The 17,742-nt window shown below is 71.0% G+C and carries 18 protein-coding genes; 10 read left to right on the forward strand and 8 right to left on the reverse strand.

The features are described 5' to 3' along the window. Positions 1-36 precede the first annotated feature (36 nt). A complete protein-coding gene (locus tag C8046_RS15535; protein ID WP_109230223.1) occupies positions 37-570 on the forward strand; it encodes an acyl-CoA thioesterase in 534 nt (177 codons plus the stop codon). 35 nt (positions 571-605) lie between these two features. Here the strand turns inward: C8046_RS15535 and C8046_RS15540 are convergent, their stop codons facing one another. Beyond that, a complete protein-coding gene (locus C8046_RS15540; RefSeq protein WP_109230224.1) occupies positions 606-1,826 on the reverse strand; it encodes an MFS transporter in 1,221 nt (406 codons plus the stop codon). 76 nt (positions 1,827-1,902) lie between these two features. Between C8046_RS15540 and C8046_RS15545 the strand changes: the two genes are divergently transcribed. From C8046_RS15545 to C8046_RS15585, 9 genes are all read left to right on the forward strand, one after another. Further along, positions 1,903-2,283: an L-rhamnose mutarotase gene (locus C8046_RS15545; RefSeq protein ID WP_109230225.1), complete on the forward strand. Its 381-nt coding sequence runs from the start codon at positions 1,903-1,905 to the stop codon at positions 2,281-2,283. Between the two features lie 7 nt (positions 2,284-2,290). After that, on the forward strand, positions 2,291-2,968 hold the full coding sequence (locus tag C8046_RS15550; RefSeq protein WP_109230226.1) for a DsbA family oxidoreductase: 678 nt from the start codon (positions 2,291-2,293) through the stop codon (positions 2,966-2,968). Continuing rightward, the gene (locus tag C8046_RS15555; RefSeq protein ID WP_109230227.1) at positions 2,965-3,177 is read left to right on the forward strand and encodes a hypothetical protein; all 213 of its coding nucleotides are present in this window, start codon (positions 2,965-2,967) and stop codon (positions 3,175-3,177) included. The genes C8046_RS15550 and C8046_RS15555 overlap by 4 nt, the downstream gene beginning before the upstream one ends. A 153-nt stretch (positions 3,178-3,330) precedes the next feature. Continuing rightward, the gene (locus tag C8046_RS15560) at positions 3,331-4,401 is read left to right on the forward strand and encodes an ABC transporter substrate-binding protein (protein WP_235866359.1); all 1,071 of its coding nucleotides are present in this window, start codon (positions 3,331-3,333) and stop codon (positions 4,399-4,401) included. A 25-nt stretch (positions 4,402-4,426) separates the two neighbouring features. Next, complete coding sequence (locus tag C8046_RS15565) at positions 4,427-5,488, forward strand: FecCD family ABC transporter permease (protein WP_109230228.1); 1,062 nt, start codon at positions 4,427-4,429, stop codon at positions 5,486-5,488. Further along, positions 5,485-6,570 (forward strand): FecCD family ABC transporter permease, encoded by a 1,086-nt coding sequence (locus tag C8046_RS15570; RefSeq protein WP_109230229.1) that lies wholly within the window; start codon positions 5,485-5,487, stop codon positions 6,568-6,570. Before C8046_RS15565 ends, C8046_RS15570 begins: the two co-directional genes overlap by 4 nt. Further along, positions 6,567-7,415, forward strand: coding sequence for an ABC transporter ATP-binding protein (locus C8046_RS15575; RefSeq protein ID WP_109230984.1), 849 nt, complete (start codon positions 6,567-6,569; stop codon positions 7,413-7,415). Before C8046_RS15570 ends, C8046_RS15575 begins: the two co-directional genes overlap by 4 nt. Positions 7,416-7,461: 46 nt before the next feature. Further along, positions 7,462-7,797, forward strand: a complete 336-nt coding sequence (locus tag C8046_RS15580; RefSeq protein WP_109230230.1) for a hypothetical protein — start codon at positions 7,462-7,464, stop codon at positions 7,795-7,797. Positions 7,798-7,862: 65 nt separating this feature from the next. Then, complete coding sequence (locus tag C8046_RS15585) at positions 7,863-8,405, forward strand: GNAT family N-acetyltransferase (protein ID WP_109230231.1); 543 nt, start codon at positions 7,863-7,865, stop codon at positions 8,403-8,405. On the opposite strand, the gene C8046_RS15590 is transcribed toward C8046_RS15585, so the two are convergent. The 7 genes from C8046_RS15590 to C8046_RS15625 are packed head-to-tail and all read right to left on the reverse strand — an operon-like array spanning position 8,393 to position 17,316. Continuing rightward, positions 8,393-9,886 carry an HsdM family class I SAM-dependent methyltransferase gene (locus C8046_RS15590; RefSeq protein WP_109230232.1) on the reverse strand — a complete coding sequence of 498 codons (1,494 nt, stop codon included), beginning with the start codon at positions 9,884-9,886 and terminating at the stop codon, positions 8,393-8,395. The genes C8046_RS15585 and C8046_RS15590 overlap by 13 nt on opposite strands. Positions 9,887-9,930: 44 nt before the next feature. Further along, complete coding sequence (locus tag C8046_RS15595) at positions 9,931-10,347, reverse strand: DUF5615 family PIN-like protein (RefSeq protein ID WP_109230233.1); 417 nt, start codon at positions 10,345-10,347, stop codon at positions 9,931-9,933. Then, on the reverse strand, positions 10,331-10,975 hold the full coding sequence (locus C8046_RS15600; RefSeq protein WP_109230234.1) for a DUF433 domain-containing protein: 645 nt from the start codon (positions 10,973-10,975) through the stop codon (positions 10,331-10,333). Before C8046_RS15600 ends, C8046_RS15595 begins: the two co-directional genes overlap by 17 nt. A 53-nt stretch (positions 10,976-11,028) precedes the next feature. Then, positions 11,029-12,051 carry a restriction endonuclease gene (locus C8046_RS15605; protein ID WP_109230235.1) on the reverse strand — a complete coding sequence of 341 codons (1,023 nt, stop codon included), beginning with the start codon at positions 12,049-12,051 and terminating at the stop codon, positions 11,029-11,031. Continuing rightward, complete coding sequence (locus C8046_RS15610; protein ID WP_109230236.1) at positions 12,048-13,217, reverse strand: hypothetical protein; 1,170 nt, start codon at positions 13,215-13,217, stop codon at positions 12,048-12,050. The genes C8046_RS15605 and C8046_RS15610 overlap by 4 nt, the downstream gene beginning before the upstream one ends. Then, positions 13,214-14,551 carry a restriction endonuclease subunit S gene (locus C8046_RS15615; protein ID WP_109230237.1) on the reverse strand — a complete coding sequence of 446 codons (1,338 nt, stop codon included), beginning with the start codon at positions 14,549-14,551 and terminating at the stop codon, positions 13,214-13,216. Before C8046_RS15615 ends, C8046_RS15610 begins: the two co-directional genes overlap by 4 nt. Next, positions 14,548-17,316, reverse strand: coding sequence for a DEAD/DEAH box helicase family protein (locus C8046_RS15625; protein WP_199224501.1), 2,769 nt, complete (start codon positions 17,314-17,316; stop codon positions 14,548-14,550). The genes C8046_RS15615 and C8046_RS15625 overlap by 4 nt, the downstream gene beginning before the upstream one ends. Positions 17,317-17,742: the final 426 nt, after the last annotated feature.

Consider the following 17,742-nt stretch of genomic DNA (forward strand, 5'->3'; position numbering starts at 1 on the left):
CCGGGCGGCCGCCGTGGCCGGGGTAGGTTGCCAGGCATGGCCCGTCAGCTGCACCTGCTCGCCGCGACGACGCGGCCCCGCTCCGCCGTCGCCGGCATGGACCCCCTCGGCGTCTCGATCACCCGGATGCGGGTGCGCCCGAGCGACCTCGACCTCTACCTGCACGTCAACAACGGCGTCTACCTGCAGATGATGGACGTCGCCCGCAGCAACTACATCGCCGACCTCGGCGGTTTCTCGCTCCTCGCCGAGCGGAAGTGGTACCCCGTGGTGGCCGCCTCGACGATGCGCTACCGGCGCTCGCTCACGCTCGGCCAGCGGTTCGAGATCCGCACCCGGATGGTCGGCTGGGACGAGCGGATGGCCTACCTCGACCAGGAGTTCGTGCGCGACGGCGAGCTGTGCGCCCGAGGCATCGTCGCCGGCCGGTTCCTCACCCGGGGGACGGGCGCCAAGGTGGCGGCCCCGGACGTCGTCGAGCTCCTCTCGCCCGGGCTCGCCCAGCCGGTCCTGCCGGAGGACGTCGCGGAGTGGGCGCACGCCGTCGGCGTCGCCTACCGCGGGGACTGACGCCGCAGCCGCCCGCCCTCAGCAGCCGCCCGCCCTCAGCCGTCGAGCCCCGCCCGACGGCGCGTCGTGCGGTTGGCGTGCACCGAGTACCGCGGCACGAAGCGCCACAGCGCCGCGGCCGCGCCGAGCGAGAGCACCGCGACGGCACCGATGCCGCCCGCCAACGAACCCAGTGCCGCGCCCGCGGACAGGACGAGCGGCCCGCCCGCGCTGCCCGTGTCCTGCAGCAGTCGCCACGCGCCGAGGAACTGCGCCCGGGTCGCCGGTGGCGCCACGTCGGCCCCGAGCGTCATCACCACACCCGAGCCCATGCCGTTCCCCAGCCCGAGCAGCAGGGCGACGACGCCCAGGCCGGTCGCCGTCGTCGTCAGCGGTACGAGGGCGAGCGCCACGCCCATGGTGAGCATCGAGGGGATCGCGATCCAGAGCCGCCCACGCGCGTCCATCACCTTGCCGGCGGGGTAGAACAGCAGCATGTCGACGGCGCCGGAGATGCCGAAGACGAGCGCCGTCGTCGTCGGGTCGAGGCCGAGGTGCTCGCCCCACAGCGGCAGCACGACCTGGCGCGCGCCCCGGATGAGGCCGATCGCGCCGGTCGCGATCCCGAGGCGCGCGAGCACCCCCGCGTGCTCGCGAAGAACGGCACCGACGCCGGTGTGGCCGTCGGCCGCCCGCACCACGGCGGCACCGGGCAGCTCGCGCGCGAGCGTGACGATGAGACCCGCGATGAGCGACGTGACCACGGCTAGCCCGAAGGCCCGGATCGGCGGCCCGCCGGCGACCACCGCGATCCCGACGAACGGGCCGAGGAAGAGCCCGATCCGGTGCACCCCGCCCAGTGTCGAGAGCGCCCGGGCCCGTCGCAGCGGCGGCACCACGGCGGTGAGGTAGGACTGCCGCGCGAGCCCGAAGACGGCGTCGGCGCACCCCACGAGGAACAGGCAGACGGCGAGCACCGCGAGCGACGGCGCGACCAGCGCCCCGCCCATCGCGACGGCCACAAGCAGGCACGCGGCCTGCATCGCGCGGCGGTCGCCGATCCGGCCGGCGAGCGCCCCCGCGGGGATGTCCGCCACGATGTGGCCGACCGGCAGCATCGCGGCCAGGATGCCGGCGACGGCGAGCGAGCCGCCCTGCGCCGTCACGATCGCGGGCAGGAAGGGCACGACGGCGCCGATCCCGATCTCCACGACGATCGCCGGGAGGTACACCCCTGGCCAGAGACGTCGCAGGCTCCAGGGCTCGGTGGGGGGCACGGACCCATCCTCCCGCGACCCGCGGGCATCGTGGGCGGCGGTTGACCCCGTCTCACGCCCTGCCTAGGTTGCCCCCATGGCCCGCCACCGCATCTGCTTCGTCTCCCGGGTCCGTCCCGACCGCCTCGCGGAGTACCGCCGGCGGCACGATCCGGTGTGGCCGGAGATGCTCGAGGCGCTGCGGGACGCGGGCTGGGAGGACTACCACCTGCACCTCTCCGCGGACGGACTGCTGGTCGGGCACTTCGTCGGGGAGAGCTACGAGGCCGCGCAGGCGGCGATGGCGGCCACGGTGGTCAACGCCCGGTGGCAGGCCGAGATGGCCGAGTTCTTCGTCGACCCGGGCAACCCGGACGAGGGCTTCGAGCTCTTGCCGGAGGTGTTCCACCTCCAGGGGCAGCTGGCGGCGGCAGGGCTGCCGACCTCGCCGGAACAAGCCGGCCGCACCGCTGGTTGACCTCCAGGTGAGCGAACCCCTGAAGGTCGAGATCTGGTCGGACGTGCAGTGCCCGTGGTGCTTCATCGGCAAGCGCCGCTTCGAGACGGCGCTGGCCACCTCCGGCGAGGATGTGGAGATCACCTACCGGTCGTTCGAGCTCGCGCCCGACACCCCGGTCGACTTCGACGGCACGCCCGCCGACTACCTCAGCGACCGCAAGGGCATCTCGCCCGACCAGGCGCGCGCGATGATGGCCCAGGTCACCGAGATCGCCGCGGAGGAGGGCCTCGCCTACGACTTCGACCACGTGCACCAGACCAACACGGTGCTCGCGCACGAGCTGCTCCACCACGCCAAGGCGCACGGCAGGCAGGCCGCCCTGAAGGAGCGGCTGCTGGCCGCCTACTTCGAGGAGGGCCGCCACGTGGGCCGGGTCGACGAGCTCGTGGCGCTCGCCGTCGAGGTCGGTCTCGACGGCGACGAGGCGCGGGCCGCGCTCACCGACCACCGGCACCTGCCGGCCGTGAAGGCCGACGTCGCGCAGGCGGTCGCCTACGGCATCCGGGGCGTCCCGTTCTTCGTGATCGACGGCGCGTTCGGCGTCTCCGGGGCCCAGACCCCCGACGTCTTCGAAGCCGCGCTCGCGCAGGCGCGCGCCGCCAGGCAGCCGCAGCCCGGCGCGGCGTTCGGGGTGACGTCGTGACGACGACGGCGGGGTCGACGCCCCCGGTGGACCGGACGCCCCCGCTCGACCCGACCTCCACGACCGCTGCCGCCGAGCCCTCCCTCGCCCTGCCCACGTTCACGATGGTGGGGTCCGAGGCGGACGCGGGCCTCTGCGTCGACGGCGTGTGCGCCGTCCCGACGCCGCCCGCCGACGCCCCGACCGAGCGGGTCGGGCCGACGTTCTGACAGACCGTTCTGACAGCCTGTCGCCACCCTTCCCGGCGGTGCCCCGACGTGACGCAGCACTCAGCGAGTCACCCAGGTTCTTAGGTTAGGCTCAGCAACGCTTCGGCAACGGCGCCGCGAGTATCCGTTGATCTCGACTACCCGAGGAGACCCGTGTCCTCCACCTTCCTGCGCACCGCGCGCCGCCGCGCTGCCGTCATCGGTGCCGCCGGCGCCGCCCTCGCGCTGACGCTCGCCGGCTGCTCCGGCGGTGGCGACTCCGAGCCGACGGCGTCCGAGACGTCCGCCTCGACCGAGGAGTCCGCCTCGACCGACGGCGCCTACCCCGTGACGATCGACGGCGCCCTCGGCTCCGTCACGATCGAGGAGAAGCCCGAGCGCGTGGTGGCGCTCGGCTGGGGCACCGACATCGCCTACTCGCTCGGCACCGTGCCGGTCGGCGTCGAGGCGCAGCCGTGGGGCGGCGACGCCGACGGCTACACGCCGTGGTTCCGCGAGGCCCTCGAGGCCGGGGGCGACGAGCTCCCCGCCACCATCGCCAACACGGGCGAGTACGACGTCGACGCGATCATCGCGCTCGAGCCCGACCTGATCCTGGCGCCCAACTCCGGCCTCACGCAGGAGCAGTACGACCAGCTCTCCGACTTCACCAACGTCGTGGCCTACCCCGAGGGTCCGTGGCTGACGCCGGTCGACGAGCAGATCGAGATCACCGCGCAGGCGCTCGGCGTGCCGGAGCAGGCGCAGGAGCTCATCGACGCGACGGACGCCGTCGTCGCCGACGCGGCCGCCGCGAACCCGGACCTCGCGAACTACACGTTCACCTACGTCTACCTGGGCGCCGAGGCCGGCACGCTCGACATCTACCCGCAGGGCGACGGCCGCGTCGACCTGCTCACGGGCCTCGGCCTGCAGCCGGACCCGGTCTGGGCCGACTACGCCCCGACCGAGACGTCCTTCGTGATGTCGCTCGGCCTGGAGAACGCTGACCAGCTCGCCTCCTCGGACATCATCGTCACCTGGTTCAACGACGAGACCGAGCAGGCCACGGCCACCTCGCAGCCGCTGTGGCAGTCGATCCCGGCCGTCCAGAACGATGCCGTCTACGAGGTGCTGGACCGCGGCCTCGGGCTGGCGACCACCGTCTCCACGCCGCTGTCGGTGCCGTGGGCCATCGAGGCCTACGTGCCGATCCTCAACGAGACCGTCGCCAAGGCGGGCTGAACCCCACCGCACGCGAGCGCAGCAGATGTCCGTCGTCGGACAGGAGCAGGGTCGGGCCGCGAGGCCCGACCCTGCTCGGCCTTCCTCCCACCGGTTCGCGACGGCGTGGGGCCGCCCGACCGTCCTGCTCGTCGGGCTCGGCCTGCTCGTGCTCGTCGTCGGCCTGAGCATCGCGATCGGCTCCAACCCGCTGCCGCTCTCGACGGTGTGGTCGGCGCTGCGGGCCCCCGACGGCTCGTTCGAGGCGGCCGTCGTCGACTCGCGTCTGCCGCGCACCCAGCTCGGCCTCCTGGTCGGCGCGGCGCTGGCCGTCTCGGGCTGTCTCATCCAGGGCGTGACCCGCAACCCCCTGGGGGACCCCGGGCTGCTCGGGATCAACACGGGCGCGGCGGCCGCCGTCGTCACGCTCGCGGCCGTCTCCGGGATCTCCTCGGGGCCGATCCTCACCCTCGTCGCGGTGCTCGGCGCGTTCGCCGCCGCCCTGGTCGTCTACGGGGTCGGCTCGGCGGGACGCGCCTCCACGCCCGTCCGCCTCGTGCTCGCCGGTGCCGCCGTCACGGCCGTGACGGGGGCATACATCCAGGCGCTCACCCTCATCAACCCCGAGGTCTTCGCGACCTACCGGTACTGGGCCATCGGCTCGATCGTCGGTCAGCACCCGAGCACCGTCACGCTGCTGTGGCCGTTCGTGCTCGCCGGGCTCGTCGCTGCGTTCCTCCTCGGTCGCCCGCTGAACACCCTGTCGATGGGCGAGGAGACCGCCGTCGCCCTCGGGGCCCGGACCGGCCGCACGCGCCTGGCCGCCGCCGTCGTGGCCACCGTGCTCGCCGGCGTCACGACGGCCGCCGTCGGCCCGATCGGGTTCGTCGGCCTCGCGGTGCCCCACATGGTCAGGCCCTTCGTCGGCTCCGACCACCGCTGGCTGCTGCCGGCCAGCGCCGTCTACGGCGCGGTGCTCGTGCTCGCGGCGGACGTCCTCGGGCGCGTGATCGCGCGCCCGAGCGAGATCGCGGTCGGCATCGTGGTCGCGTTCATCGGGGCGCCGTTCCTCTACCTCGCCGTCCGCCACTCCCGGAGCGGGCTGTGACCGCGGGCGCCGCCGACCGTGTCGCCCCGCCCCGTCCGGCGGGCGACGCCGTCGCGCGGTCGGGCGCCGGCTTCCTCCGCCTCGGAGCCCTCGCGCTGCCGTGGAACGGCCGGGGCGTGCTCGTCGGGCTCGGGTGCGTGCTCGCGTGCGTCGTCGGCGTCGTGCTCGCCCTGAGCGTGGGCGACCTCGGCGTCGCCCCGGGGGAGATCCTCGGCGTGCTGCTCGGCGACGGTACGAGAATCCAGACCTGGTCGGTGTTCTCCAACCGCCTGCCGCGCGCGCTGGCCGCGCTCGGCGTCGGCGCCCTGTTCGGGATGTCCGGCGCCGTCTTCCAGTCCGTCACGCGCAACCCGCTCGGCAGCCCCGACGTCATCGGGCTGTCGGCCGGCGCGGCCGCGGGCGCCGCCGTCGTGAGCCTGATGTTCACCTCGATCCCCGTGCCGGTGGGGGCGCTGGCCGGCGGCCTGATCGCCGTCACGATCGTGGTGGCGGGCAGCGGGAGCGGGCTCTCGGCGCCGCACCGGATGGTCGTCATCGGGATCGGCGTCGCGGCGATGTCGGTCGCCGTCGTGCAGTTCGTGCTCGCGCGGGCGCAGGAGCAGGAGGCGCTCGCGATCGCGGGCTGGATCCACGGCAGCCTCTCGGCGCGCGGCTGGGAGCACGTCCGCCTCGTCGCGATCGTCGTCCCCGTCCTCGGCCTGCTCACGCTGCTGCTCTCGCGCGGCCTGGCGGTGCTGGAGATGGGTGACGAGACGGCCCGCGGCCTCGGGATCGCGGTCACGCGGACGCGGCTGCTCGCCGTCGTGATCGGGGTGGTGCTCGCCGCGATCGGGGTCGTGGTCGCCGGTCCGATCGCGTTCGTCGCGCTCGTGGCGCCCCAGCTGGGCCGGCGGTTGACGCGGGCGAGCGGCCCGGGCATCGCCGTCGCGGGGCTGGTGGGGGCGGCGCTGCTGTGCGTCGCCGACGTCGTCGCGCAGCACGCGTTCGGCTCGCCCGTGCCGGTGGGCATCGCCACGGCCGCCGTCGGTGGCGTGTATCTCGTGTTCTTGCTGATGAGGGAGTGGAGGCGGGCATCCGCATGACGCAGGTGGCTGACGGCACGACGGGCGACGACGTGCACGACCCCCTGGTCGGGGTCGGGCTCACGCTCTCCTACGACCGGGTGGAGATCTCGCGTGACCTGGACGTGTCGATCCCGCGCGGCTCGTTCACCGTGATCGTGGGACCGAACGGCTGCGGCAAGTCGACGCTGCTGCGGGCCCTCGCGCGCACGCTCACCCCGAGGGCGGGTCACGTCGAGCTCGAGGGCCGGCCGATCACCTCCTACGGGTCCAAGGAGGTGGCGCGGCTGCTGTCGCTGCTGCCGCAGTCGCCCGTGACGCCCGAGGCGATCTCGGTGCGGGACCTGGTCGGTCGGGGTCGCTACGCCTACCAGACGATGCTGCGCCAGTGGTCGTCGGCCGACGGCGCCGCCGTCGCCCGTGCGATGGCCGCGACCGGGACGACGGAGCTCGCCGACCGGCGCGTGGCCGACCTCTCGGGCGGTCAGCGGCAGCGCGTCTGGCTGGCGATGGTGCTCGCGCAGGACACCGACGTCATCCTGCTCGACGAGCCGACGACGTTCCTGGACATCGCGTTCCAGGTCGACGTGCTCGAGCTGTGCGCGCAGATGCACCGCGAGGGGCGCACGCTCGTGGCGGTCCTGCACGACCTCAACCTCGCCGCTCGCTACGCGACCCACATGATCGCGATGCGCGACGGCGCCGTGCTGTGCGAGGGCGAGCCGGGCGAGGTGGTGACGGCGGACCGCGTGCGCGAGGTGTTCGGGCTCGCCAGCCGCGTCATCCCCGATCCCGAGACCGGGTCGCCGCTCGTGGTGCCGCTGGCGCGGGTCGCGCCGGGGACGGTGGACGAGCACACGGTCTGAGCCCCGGGTCGCCCGGAAGTCGTAGGCAGGTCGAGACCTCTGGGGGATGTGGCCGTGGCCCTCGCCGCGTGACGATGCGACCGGCGTCGCGGTCGCGGCGTTCGTCGCGACGGCGAGGGGCGGGTCAGTAGGCGTGGTCACCGTGCTCGCCGCGCTCGTGGGCGTGATCGTCGACCTCGGCGGCGCCCGGCTGCACCGCTCCGGGCACCGCGGCTGGCTCGCCGGGCTGGGAGGACTGGTCGCCGTCGCGATCGGTTCGCGCGTCCTCGCCGTCGACGGCGGCGCGAGCCTCGCGCTCGCGGGGGCCGTCGGCGTCGCGGCCGGCTGGGTGGCGAGCGGCGCGGGCAGCCCCGAGCCCGCCGTCGGGGCCGACGAGGCCTGAGGGTTCCTACGCCGGGGTTTGTCTGGGCTCGCCCGGGCTTGTCGGTGGCTGTCTACGCTGGCTCGATGACGACCTGGCGCCTGATCTGGGAGAGCGACCTCACCCCGTCCGACCACACCGCGCTCGCCGCGATGCTGGCCCGGGCGTTCTCCAGCAGCGATCTCGGCGGCCGGAGCTGGGCCTCCGAGCGGCCCGAGGGCCGCGTGGTGGGGTACGACGACGGCGGTGCTCCCGTCGCGCACGCGGCCTTCCTGCGCCGTTTCGTGCGGGTCGGGACGGGGGAGCGGCGTGAGCAGGTGCTGGTGGCCGACGTCGGGCTCGTCGCCGTCGAACCCGCCCGGCAGGGGAGCGGCCTGGGCCGCGCGCTGCTGACCGAGCTCGCGCGGGTGGCCGCCGGCCTCCGGGTCGAGGCGGGCCTGCTCACCACGGGTGAGGGCAACGTCGGCTTCTACGCGACGGGCGGTTGGGAGCGCACGCCCACCCAGCTCACCCGCACGTTCGAGGCCGACGGGTCCGAGCAGGTCTGGACCGAGGCGACGCTGCACCTGCCGCTGTCCGGTCGGGCGTTCCCCGCCGGGGAGATCGTCCGGGACGGCTACGAGGTCTGAGACGCCGGCCCACTACGCTCCTCGAGCGCCGCAGCCACCACCTCAAACTCGGCGAGAGCCGCCGTGAGATCTTCGACGATCTCGCGAGCAATCACCTCGGGTGCGGGGAGGTTGTCGAGGTCCTCGAGTGAGGCGTCGCGCAGCCATGTGAGGTCGAGGTTGGTCTTGTCGCGGGCGAGCAGGTCAGCGACGTCGAACGCGCGGAATCGTTCACTCTCCGTGCGCTCCTCGCGCGGCCGGTCGGGGGCGAAGCAGTCGACGAAATCCTGCAGGTGGGCACGGGTCAGCGGGTTCTGCTTCAGCGTGAAGTGCTGGTTGGTGCGCAGGTCGTAGACCCACAGCCTGGAGGTCCAGGCCTGCTCGGAGGCGGGCTTGCGGTCGAAGAACAGCACGTTCGCCTTGACGCCCTGTGCGTAGAAGATTCCGGTGGGCAGGCGGAGCATCGTGTGCAGTTCGAAGTCGTTCAGCAGTCGCTTGCGCAGCGTCTCGCCGGCTCCGCCCTCGAACAGCACGTTGTCCGGGAGGACGACGGCGGCGCGCCCGTTGATCTCCAGAATCGTCATGATGTGCTGGAGGAAGTTGAGCTGCTTGTTCGAGGTGGTGACCGTGAAATCGGTCCGCTCGATCTCGAGCTCCTCGCGCACTTCGCGGCCGTCGGCTGCGATGAGCGTGAGCGAGGACTTGCGGCCGAACGGCGGGTTCGACAGCACCACCGACCAGCGTTGTCCGGGGTCGGCGATGAGCGAGTCCTTGACCTCGATGATCGGCTCGCCTGTCGGGGTGCCGATCCCGTGCAGCAGCAGGTTCATCGCGGCGAGGCGGGCGGTGGAGTCCACGAGCTCGACGCCGTGCGCGAAGGTGTCGCGCAGGTGGGTGCGCTGGTCGCGATCGAGCGCGTCGGCGTCGCGCGATGCGAACTCGTGCGCGGCGAGCAGGAAGCCGGCGGTGCCGGCGGCCGGGTCGGTGACCGTGTCGGCGACGGACGGCCGGACCACGTCGACCATCGCGTCGATGAGCGGCCGGGGTGTGAAGTACTGGCCGGCGCCGGACTTGATGTCCTCGGCGCCCTTGGAGAGCAGCGCCTCGTAGGCGTCGCCCTTGATGTCGACGCCGGACTGGGACCATTGCTCAGCGTCAATGAGGTCGTGGATGAGGCGGCGGAGCTTGGCCGGGTCCTGGATGCGGTTCTGCGCCTTGCGGAAGATCGTGCCGAGGGTCCCGGGCTGCTGGGCGAGACCGATCAGGGTGCGCAGATACTGCGCTTCGAGCTCGACGCCGTCGGCGTCCAGCAGCCGCTGCCACGAGAATTCCTCGGGCACGATCACCTCGGGCTTGAGGGGGCGTGTCGCCCGCTCGTGCGCCATCTTGAGGAAGAGGAGGTAAGTGAGCTGCTCGGTGTATTCGAGGGTGCCGACGCCATCGTCACGCAGAACGTTGCAGTAGGCCCAGAGCTTGTCGATGAGGCGGCGCGGGTCGGTCACTGGTCCATCTTGCCCCGTGCGGAGTCCGCGTCCCGCCGCGCGGCTCACGGGTCGACGTTGCCCGGGGATTCAATCCGGAGGCGCGTCAGTCCGGACGGGCTCAGCCCGACGAACCACGGCCGCTCGGGGTCGTCCCAACGCCGTTCGAGAGCGCCGAGGTGCGATCGGAACAACGTCTCCTGTTCGCTGCTTCTCAGCTGACCGGAGGTGAGGCAGACGACACGGAGCTGGGATCGGGAGAGCAGGTACTTCTCGGCTGGATTTCGACGGATCCGCTGGTCCTTGCACAGCACGACCATGTCTCGATCGTCCGCCCACTGCATCCACTCGGTGTCCGGTACGGGGCGCTGACCGAACTGCTCGTGCAACGTGACGACCTTGTAGCCCGCTTCGCGGAAGACTCTGGGCACGGCGATGCCGCCGAGGCTGATGTCGACGAAGACGTCAGGCAGCCTGCGCATATCCGCGAGCGAGCGACTCGACGAGCTCGCGTGAGACGCCGAACTCACGCGACACGGTCTCGATGCTGTCTCCGGCGAGCCACATCTCGACGACGTCCTCGACGCGAACTCCGAGGCCCGTAAGGATCGGTCGTCCGAACGCCACCGTATGGTCGACGACGACCTCTGCTCCGGCGTACCGGTCGAGGGCGACGCGGGCGGGTAGTCCGTCCTCTGCCCAGGTGATGGGGACCAACGCGTTCTCGATGATTCCTCGGATTCCGCCCTGACGATCCCGGGCACGCTCCCACTCGACCGCGGCCTCGTCGTCGTGGAGGTCGACAAGGGTGTCGCGGCCGTCGTGTGCGAGGCGGCCTTCCTGCAGCATGCGGGGTCCGAGCGCGTCTCGGACTGCCGCCATGCCCTCAGTGATGGCACGGAGACTCAGCCCCTGACCGCGCAGGTGCGAGAAGAACTGGACCTCAGCGACAGCCACAAAGGGCAGCGAGGCGCCACGTGGAGTCTCGGGCGTGAGAGAGGAGATCAGGTCACCGCGGTTGACCCAGCGTCGAAGAGTCTCGTCGTTCATGCCGACGAAGCTCGCGACGTCTCGAACGGTGTAGCGCGCCAGGTCGTAGCGCAGGTCCATGGTTCCTCCTTCCCTGTGCACCGATTGTGCCGCACACCACCGACACCGGCGGGTCAGGACTCGTCGGCCTCGACCGCGAGCACTCGACGCAGCGGGACGACCCCGCGCCACCGTGGCTCAAGCTGGTCGTAGTGCTCGAGGTAGAGGTCGACGATCTCTCGACCGCCGAGCAGGCGGAGTCGGCGGTTGTGTCGCTCGGTGTGCGCGGCGTCCGTGCTGTAGGAGCCGAGAGTCACGAACAGCCCGAACTCGTCGCCGACCAGAGCGCCGACGAGACGCTGCACGTCCGGGTTTCCGATCGTGTTAGTGGTGTGCTTGCACTGCACCTTGATGATCGGTGGCTCGGCGCCGAAAGGGTCGCGGTGGGCGATGACGTCGATTCCACCATCGCCGGAGTAGCGAGTGGTGCGGGCCTGGTAGCCCATCGCGCGCAGCAGCGCGGCGGTTAGCTCCTCGAAGTCCCTGTCGGAGACGCCGCGGTGTAGCCGCTCGAGCACGACGTCGCGCGTGTGCTGCTCGATCCGGGCGGCGCTGGGCTCGTCGGTTGAGTCGTCCTCGGCAGCATCGGCGACCTGCTCGATCCGGCGCTCGGCGTCCTCGACCGAGTCGTCGGGCAATTCGAGGGCGGCGAGGAACTCGTCGGGGTGCTTGCGGATGGCGAAGACCGTGAGGAAGGCGCCGATCTCGTACAGCGCGGGCTGGGTGAAGACGGTGCGAGAGAGGCCGACCTTCTTCCACGCGACGGGGCGGCGGTGCCGGTGCGTCGGCTGCTCGGGATGGAAGGAGTACTCACCGGTGATGACGCCGATGTTCACCGTGCTGTCCGGCTTGTACGGCGCGACCACGACGTCACCCACCTGCATCTCGTCGCGGAAGCGGGCCAGGGTGCCCGCCCAATTCGCGATTCCGCGGGGCTTGGCGTCGGGGTGCGCGACGGTGAGTGCGTCCTTCAGGCCGTCGCGGCCGCCCGGGATGGTGCGGAGGTCGCGGTTGACGGCGTCCCAGCCGATGCTGATGAATCCCTGGTCCACGAGGTCGTGGGTGAGAGTGTCGTTGTGAATGCCCCACATGGTCATGCGGTGATCGCCTCCTCGACGCGGTGGGGCCAGTCGGAAGGGGCGCAGGCGGTCAGGTATTGGAGCGTTGCGTCGATGAGCTGGACAAGGTCGTCGGCCGAGGCCCGGGCGAAGTCGATGGTGGACTTCGCCTCGTGTCGGAGGGTGCCGTCCCCGAAGAAGTCGGGTGTGTGAGTCAGGCGGGTCCCCTTGACGGCCCCGTCGGTGCCTCGGCTGTGCAGACCTCGCTCGACGACGGCATCCCAGTCGCCGCGAGCGCGCGGCCGACCGGTCCCCGTTGTCGTTAGGAGAAGGTCCAACGGAGACTGGTCGGTGCGGAGCGCGAGTTTGAACGAGTTCACCGAGATCTTGTCTGACATCGCGCGAGCGAGGCCGTAGGCGCTCGCGCGCGTCGCTGGTCCTTCGAAATCGACGCCGAACCGCAGCTCGCCCGCTCTGAGGCCCTCGTGCCAACGAACCTCGGCGATCAGGTACTCGCCCCGTTCCTCGTCGATGGTCGCCCACGCCTGAGCGATCGCCAGCCCACCGCCAGAGGTCACGTGCGCACTTGACATCCACGTTTCGGCGAGGCGCTCGGCGATACGACGCGCGGAGAGGCGTGCCAGGAACTTCTTGTTCACCGCGAGGAGGTCGCGGCGCTGCGGGGAGCTCGACGGCTCGAACACGTCGTCAAGCAGCTGGTCCCACCCTCTCAGCACGGCGACTGCGGCTGCGGCTAGCTGCGCAGCCTCGACGCTGCAGGAGGAGACCCAACGGCCAAAGAGATCAGTCAGGGAGATGAAGGACCAGCGGCTGTGGTCCCGGACCAGCCGACGATCAATCTCCACGCCTGCGAGCACAAGTGCGGCGGTGGCGGGTGCGCTCGCCTCGTATCGCCGGCGTTGGTCGGCTGAGAACACGTGCGAGAGCTTGACCTCCACCAGCGCGAGCGTCGTGTTGTCGAGAGTCAGCTCGAGATCAGCGGTGCCCGAGACGCGCTGGCCCTTGAGCCGGCGGAGCGAGCGCTCACGGGTCGATCCCGTGGGGGCGTGCTCGATGCCAGGAACGGTTGCCCACGGCTTCGGATCGAGGTCGGTCAGATGTTGAAGCAGATCCGAGATGTTCGTCTCCCGAGCGAGAAGTCGAGCCAGCCCCCGGAGTTCAGTGGTCTCGTCGTGGCCAGTCATGCGGTGATCGCCTCCTCGGCGCGGTCGAGGTCGGAGTCGTGGCCGGTGAGGCGGCCCGAGAAGGCGGCGTCGAGGAGACCGCGACGGAGGGCGGTGGAGCGGGCCGCGACGACTCCGGCGGATTGAACCAGGTCCATGGCTCGGCTTCTCGCCGCCTCGATGCGAGCAACTGCTTGAGATTGATGGTCAAGCGGTGCGACGGGGATCGGAAGCTGGCGAATGGTCGAGAGGCTGATAGACGCGAGGTTGACACTCTGACGTCCGTGGCGTTGTGCCCAGCGTGTTCCGTAGGTGTTGGCGCACCAGGCGAGCCAAATCGGGAGCACCGTGTCGTGGGGGCGTGCGCGAAAAACGTGGTTCTGGTGGATGCAGTTCTCGATCTGCCCCTCCCACACCCATCCGCGGGCGAGCTTGTCTCGGTCGCCCCCTTCGTTCAGCAGCACGTCACCCGAGCGCAGGCGGAGCTGCTCGGCGCGCGCGGCCGGTACGCGGATCTCATGTACGTGAGTCAGATCGAGCGTGGCCCGCTGGACGTTGGCGACACGAAGGTAGGGCACGCTCGGGAGGTTGGGATCGCTCTGTTTCTTGGTGTCTTTCGTCACCCCACCGACGACCTCCGACTCTGCACCGAGAGTGCTCCACCTCCACCCCGGAGGAAGGTCCGGCAGGACGTCGTTGGCGACCGACTCGACTCCAGACGACCCGAGCCTCGGAATGAGGAGCCCGATCGCCGAGGCGTCAACCATGGAAGGCGCGCGACGAACTCCTAAGCGAATGCTGGCGTCGGCGGCGTCGAGGCGGGAGAGGTGGCCCTCGAGGATCTCGACGATGCGGTGCTGCTCCGCGAGAGGCGGGAGCACAACGGGGATCTGGCGGATGAGCTTCAGACCAAGCCGTTGCCGGCCAACGCCGTGAAGGCGATCGGTTGCCCAGCGGCGAGTCGCGGGGAGCTGCATCGCGTAGGTAACCCAGCGCGCGTCGGCTTGCGGTCCGAGTCGGACGCGGATGCAGTCAGCCTTGACGATGGCCGGTCCAAGGTCGTCAGGCGCCAGGCAAGCTCGGGGCAAGTTGTCGCCGAGCGACGCGACGAGTAGGTCGCCAGCCCGGACTTCGTGCTTGCGAAGCGACGCAAAGTGCTCCGGTGAGATGTGCGCGTCCGCATGACGAAAGGTGCCGTCGCCGATGTTCTGCAGCCGGACGACGCGCGGTCCGTCCTCGGTGTAGTGGGCGCTGGTGAGATTCGAGCCGAAGGGGCCGTCGGTGATCGACCCACGTTCGGGCTCCGCAAGATCCTCCAGAGCAACCCGCGCCCACCCGTCCGGCAACTCCGTCACGCCGTCAGCTCCCTGTTCATCTCGTCCAGCAGTGCGGCCGCGCGGTCGGCGCCGAGCGCCTGTACGGCACCGTCGATTCCACCGCGCTCCGTGAACGGTGCCGACTCGAGGTCGTCTGCCGAGACGCCAGCCGAGGCGGCGACGACCTCGGCGATCCGGTCGAGCCACCAGCGCTGAGACTCACCAAAGACCACGCCCGCCTGATCCTGCTGCAGCAGCCACCCCGCGAACCGCTCCCGCACGCGCTCGGCGTAGGGCACCAGCTCGCCGTCGAACCCGAACGTGAACCTCAGCAGCGACACGAGGTCGGTGAGCCGGGCACGGTCGTTGTGTCGGACCCGTCCGGCCTCGACCTGCTCGTACGCCTGCCACACCAGATCGATCGTCCAGGAGTGCGGCGGCCGGGCGATGCGGTCGGCCAGCTCCTTGATCGAGGCGAACGGCACGGCGTCGTGCTGCGCCTGCGAGAGCAGCTGGATCGCCGTGATCTCCGCCCGGTGCTCCTCCAGGTACGCCTGCCACGACTCCACCACGCTCCGCGCGCGATCGGGGTCGATCACGCCGTAGGCGTCCAGCAGCACGTCGGCGTTCTCGTCGATCACCCGATCGTGGCTCTGTCGCAGTTCCAGGATGCGGGCGCGCAGCTCTGGGTTGGCAGCGAGCGGAGTGATCGCGGCCTCGACGAGGTCCGCCACGACGTCGTCGTGACTCGAGCCGGGCGACGCCTCCACGGCGCGCTCCACGACATCCGGGTCGACCGCGTCGATGAGCCCGCGCACGATGCCCTGCAGGGGACGGCCCGCGACGTCGTTGAGCTCGGTCCGCTCGGCCGGCGTGAGCTGCAGCTCGAGCGCCGCGAGACGCGAAGCGAGCGTCGCCGTCTCGTCCTGCGTGATGGTGAGCGTCGCCACCTTCCCGAGCAGCTGCTTGAGCGAGATGCCCTTGATGCGATTGAGCGGCGCGTCGACGAACGGGTGCTCGGTCACGCCCACCGCGTCGACGATCACGAACCGCGTCTTCACCTCCGCGTCAGGCGTCACCGCTTGGAAGTCGGACGGTTCGATCGTCCGAGCGCCGCGGCCCTTCATCTGCTCGAAGTACTGCCCGCTGCGCACGTCCCGCATGAAGAACACGCACTCCAGCGGCTTCACGTCCGTACCGGTGGCGATCATGTCGACCGTGACGGCGATGCGCAGCGTCGGCGAGTTCCGGAACGCCTGCAGGTGGCCCTTCGGGTCACGCGCGGCGTAGGTGATCTTGGCGGCGAAGTCGTTGCCCTTGCCGAACACCTCGCGGACGGCCGTCACCACCTCCTCGGCGTGGGCGTCGTCCTTGCAGAAGATCAGCGTCTTCGGGACCGTCGAGCGGCCCGGAAAGATCTCGGTGAACAGCCGGTCGCGGAACGTCTCGAGCACCAGGCGGATCTGCGGACGCGACGTCACAGCGCGGTCGAGCTGGCTCGGCCGGTAGTCGAGGTCCTCCTCCAGCGTCGTGTAGCGCTGCACCCGCGTGCGCCGGTCGATGGTCGGCACGACGGTGCCCGCCTCGATGGAGCCGCCCTGCTCAGTGCGCTCGGTGCGGATGCGGAAGATGTCGAAGTCGACGTTGACCTTGTCGGCCACCGACTGCGGGTAGGTGTACTCCGAGACGAGGTTCTGGCGGAAGAAGGCAAACGTCTGGCGGCCCGGCGTCGCCGTCAGCCCCACCACGTGCGCGTCGAAGTACTCCAGCACGCTGCGCCAGACGCCGTAGATGGAACGGTGCGCCTCGTCCACGATCACCAGGTCGAACGACTCCGGAGGCAGGTCCTCGTTGTAGGAGACCGTGACCGGCGCGTCCGGGACGAAGTCGTCGAGATCAGGGTCGTCGCCGGCCGGGGCGACGCCGCCCTGGAGCACTCGGTGGAGCCGCTGGATCGTGGAGATGACGACGCTCGCGCTGTCAGCCACACCCGCCGAGGTCAGCTTGTCGACCGGGTAGAGCTCGGTGAAGCGGCGCCCGTCGTCCGGCGTGCGGTAGTTGCTGAACTCGCCGAGCGTCTGATCCGCGAGGTTGTTGCGGTCCACGAGGAACAGCACGCGCTGGAAGCCGCCGTACTTGAGCAGTCGGTAGGACGACGTCACCGCCGTGAACGTCTTGCCGGCACCCGTGGCCATCTGGATGAGCGAGCGGTCGAACTGCTGCTTGCGCAGGGCATCCTCGAGCCCTGTGACGGCGTCGATCTGCGCCGGGCGCAGGCCCGCCGTCGTGAGCAGGGGCATGGTGCGGACGCGGCCACGCCAGGTCGGGGCGCCCGGGTGCTGCGTGGCCTCGCGCACGAAACGCGCGAGAGTCTCCGGCTTCGGGAACGCGAAGACCGCGCGTGAACGCGGGTCGAGGTCGTAGCCGTTGGTGAACTTCGTCTCCGTCCCGCTCGCCTCGAACGCGAAGGGCAGCCGTCCGTCGTCGATCGTGTGGCTCCGCGTGCGGTGGTGCTGTGGCAGGCCGGAGGCGTACATGGCGGACTGCCATTCCACGCCGGAGAGCGTGGTGCCGGTGGGCTTGGCCTCGATGACGCCGACGACCTTGCGGTCCACGTAGAGGAGATAGTCGGCGCGGCCGTGACCAGGTGCCATCACGGCCTCGCGTACGGCGACGCCCTGGTGGCTGACGATGTTGAGAGTGCGGGAGTCCTGGACCGACCAACCTGCGGCGGTGAGCTGCGCGTCGATGAGGATTCGGGCGCGCTGCTCGGCAGCGACGTAGGCCTCGTCGACGGGAGTCACCTCCCCACCCTATCCAGGGGTTGGCGAGCCCCATCTGCACCTCTACTGCGCACGGCCGTCGAAGCCCCGCACACATAGGGGATATGGGCCATCCCGGAACCGACGTCCGAGGTCGGAGGTCGGAGGTCGGAGGCGATTCTTCGCATGGTCCTATCCGAGGGCGTCGACCGGCGCCCCACGACAGTCCGGGCTCCGGACAGAAAGCGAGTACGGCGTGAGCGGTCGAGGAGATGCTGAGTGGTCGGATGCGCTGGAGGAGATGTACGGACTCACTCCCGGCGACGTCGCCGCGCACGGGTGCTTCGGCTGGGAGCACTACGCATGCCCTACGTGCCGGAGTGGCGCGGAGCCGTGCGGATGGTGCGAGCCCTGCGTCCGATGCCGCGTCCCGCTCGGAGGCTACGGTCGGCATGACATCCGTCATCC

Source organism: Serinibacter arcticus (assembly GCF_003121705.1).
Taxonomy (GTDB): Bacteria; Actinomycetota; Actinomycetes; order Actinomycetales; family Beutenbergiaceae; genus Litorihabitans.

What these genes read in the sequence shown, in the direction of transcription:
- C8046_RS15535 (WP_109230223.1), top strand. Translation starts at nt 37, where the DNA reads ATGGCCCGTCAGCTGCACCTGCTCGCCGCGACGACGCGGCCCCGCTCC.
- C8046_RS15545 (WP_109230225.1), top strand. Translation starts at nt 1,903, where the DNA reads ATGGCCCGCCACCGCATCTGCTTCGTCTCCCGGGTCCGTCCCGACCGC.
- C8046_RS15565 (WP_109230228.1), top strand. Translation starts at nt 4,427, where the DNA reads ATGTCCGTCGTCGGACAGGAGCAGGGTCGGGCCGCGAGGCCCGACCCT.
- C8046_RS15575 (WP_109230984.1), top strand. Translation starts at nt 6,567, where the DNA reads ATGACGCAGGTGGCTGACGGCACGACGGGCGACGACGTGCACGACCCC.
- C8046_RS15580 (WP_109230230.1), top strand. Translation starts at nt 7,462, where the DNA reads ATGTGGCCGTGGCCCTCGCCGCGTGACGATGCGACCGGCGTCGCGGTC.
- C8046_RS15585 (WP_109230231.1), top strand. Translation starts at nt 7,863, where the DNA reads ATGACGACCTGGCGCCTGATCTGGGAGAGCGACCTCACCCCGTCCGAC.
- C8046_RS15595 (WP_109230233.1), bottom strand. Translation starts at nt 10,347, where the DNA reads ATGCGCAGGCTGCCTGACGTCTTCGTCGACATCAGCCTCGGCGGCATC.
- C8046_RS15600 (WP_109230234.1), bottom strand. Translation starts at nt 10,975, where the DNA reads ATGGACCTGCGCTACGACCTGGCGCGCTACACCGTTCGAGACGTCGCG.
- C8046_RS15605 (WP_109230235.1), bottom strand. Translation starts at nt 12,051, where the DNA reads ATGACCATGTGGGGCATTCACAACGACACTCTCACCCACGACCTCGTG.
- C8046_RS15610 (WP_109230236.1), bottom strand. Translation starts at nt 13,217, where the DNA reads ATGACTGGCCACGACGAGACCACTGAACTCCGGGGGCTGGCTCGACTT.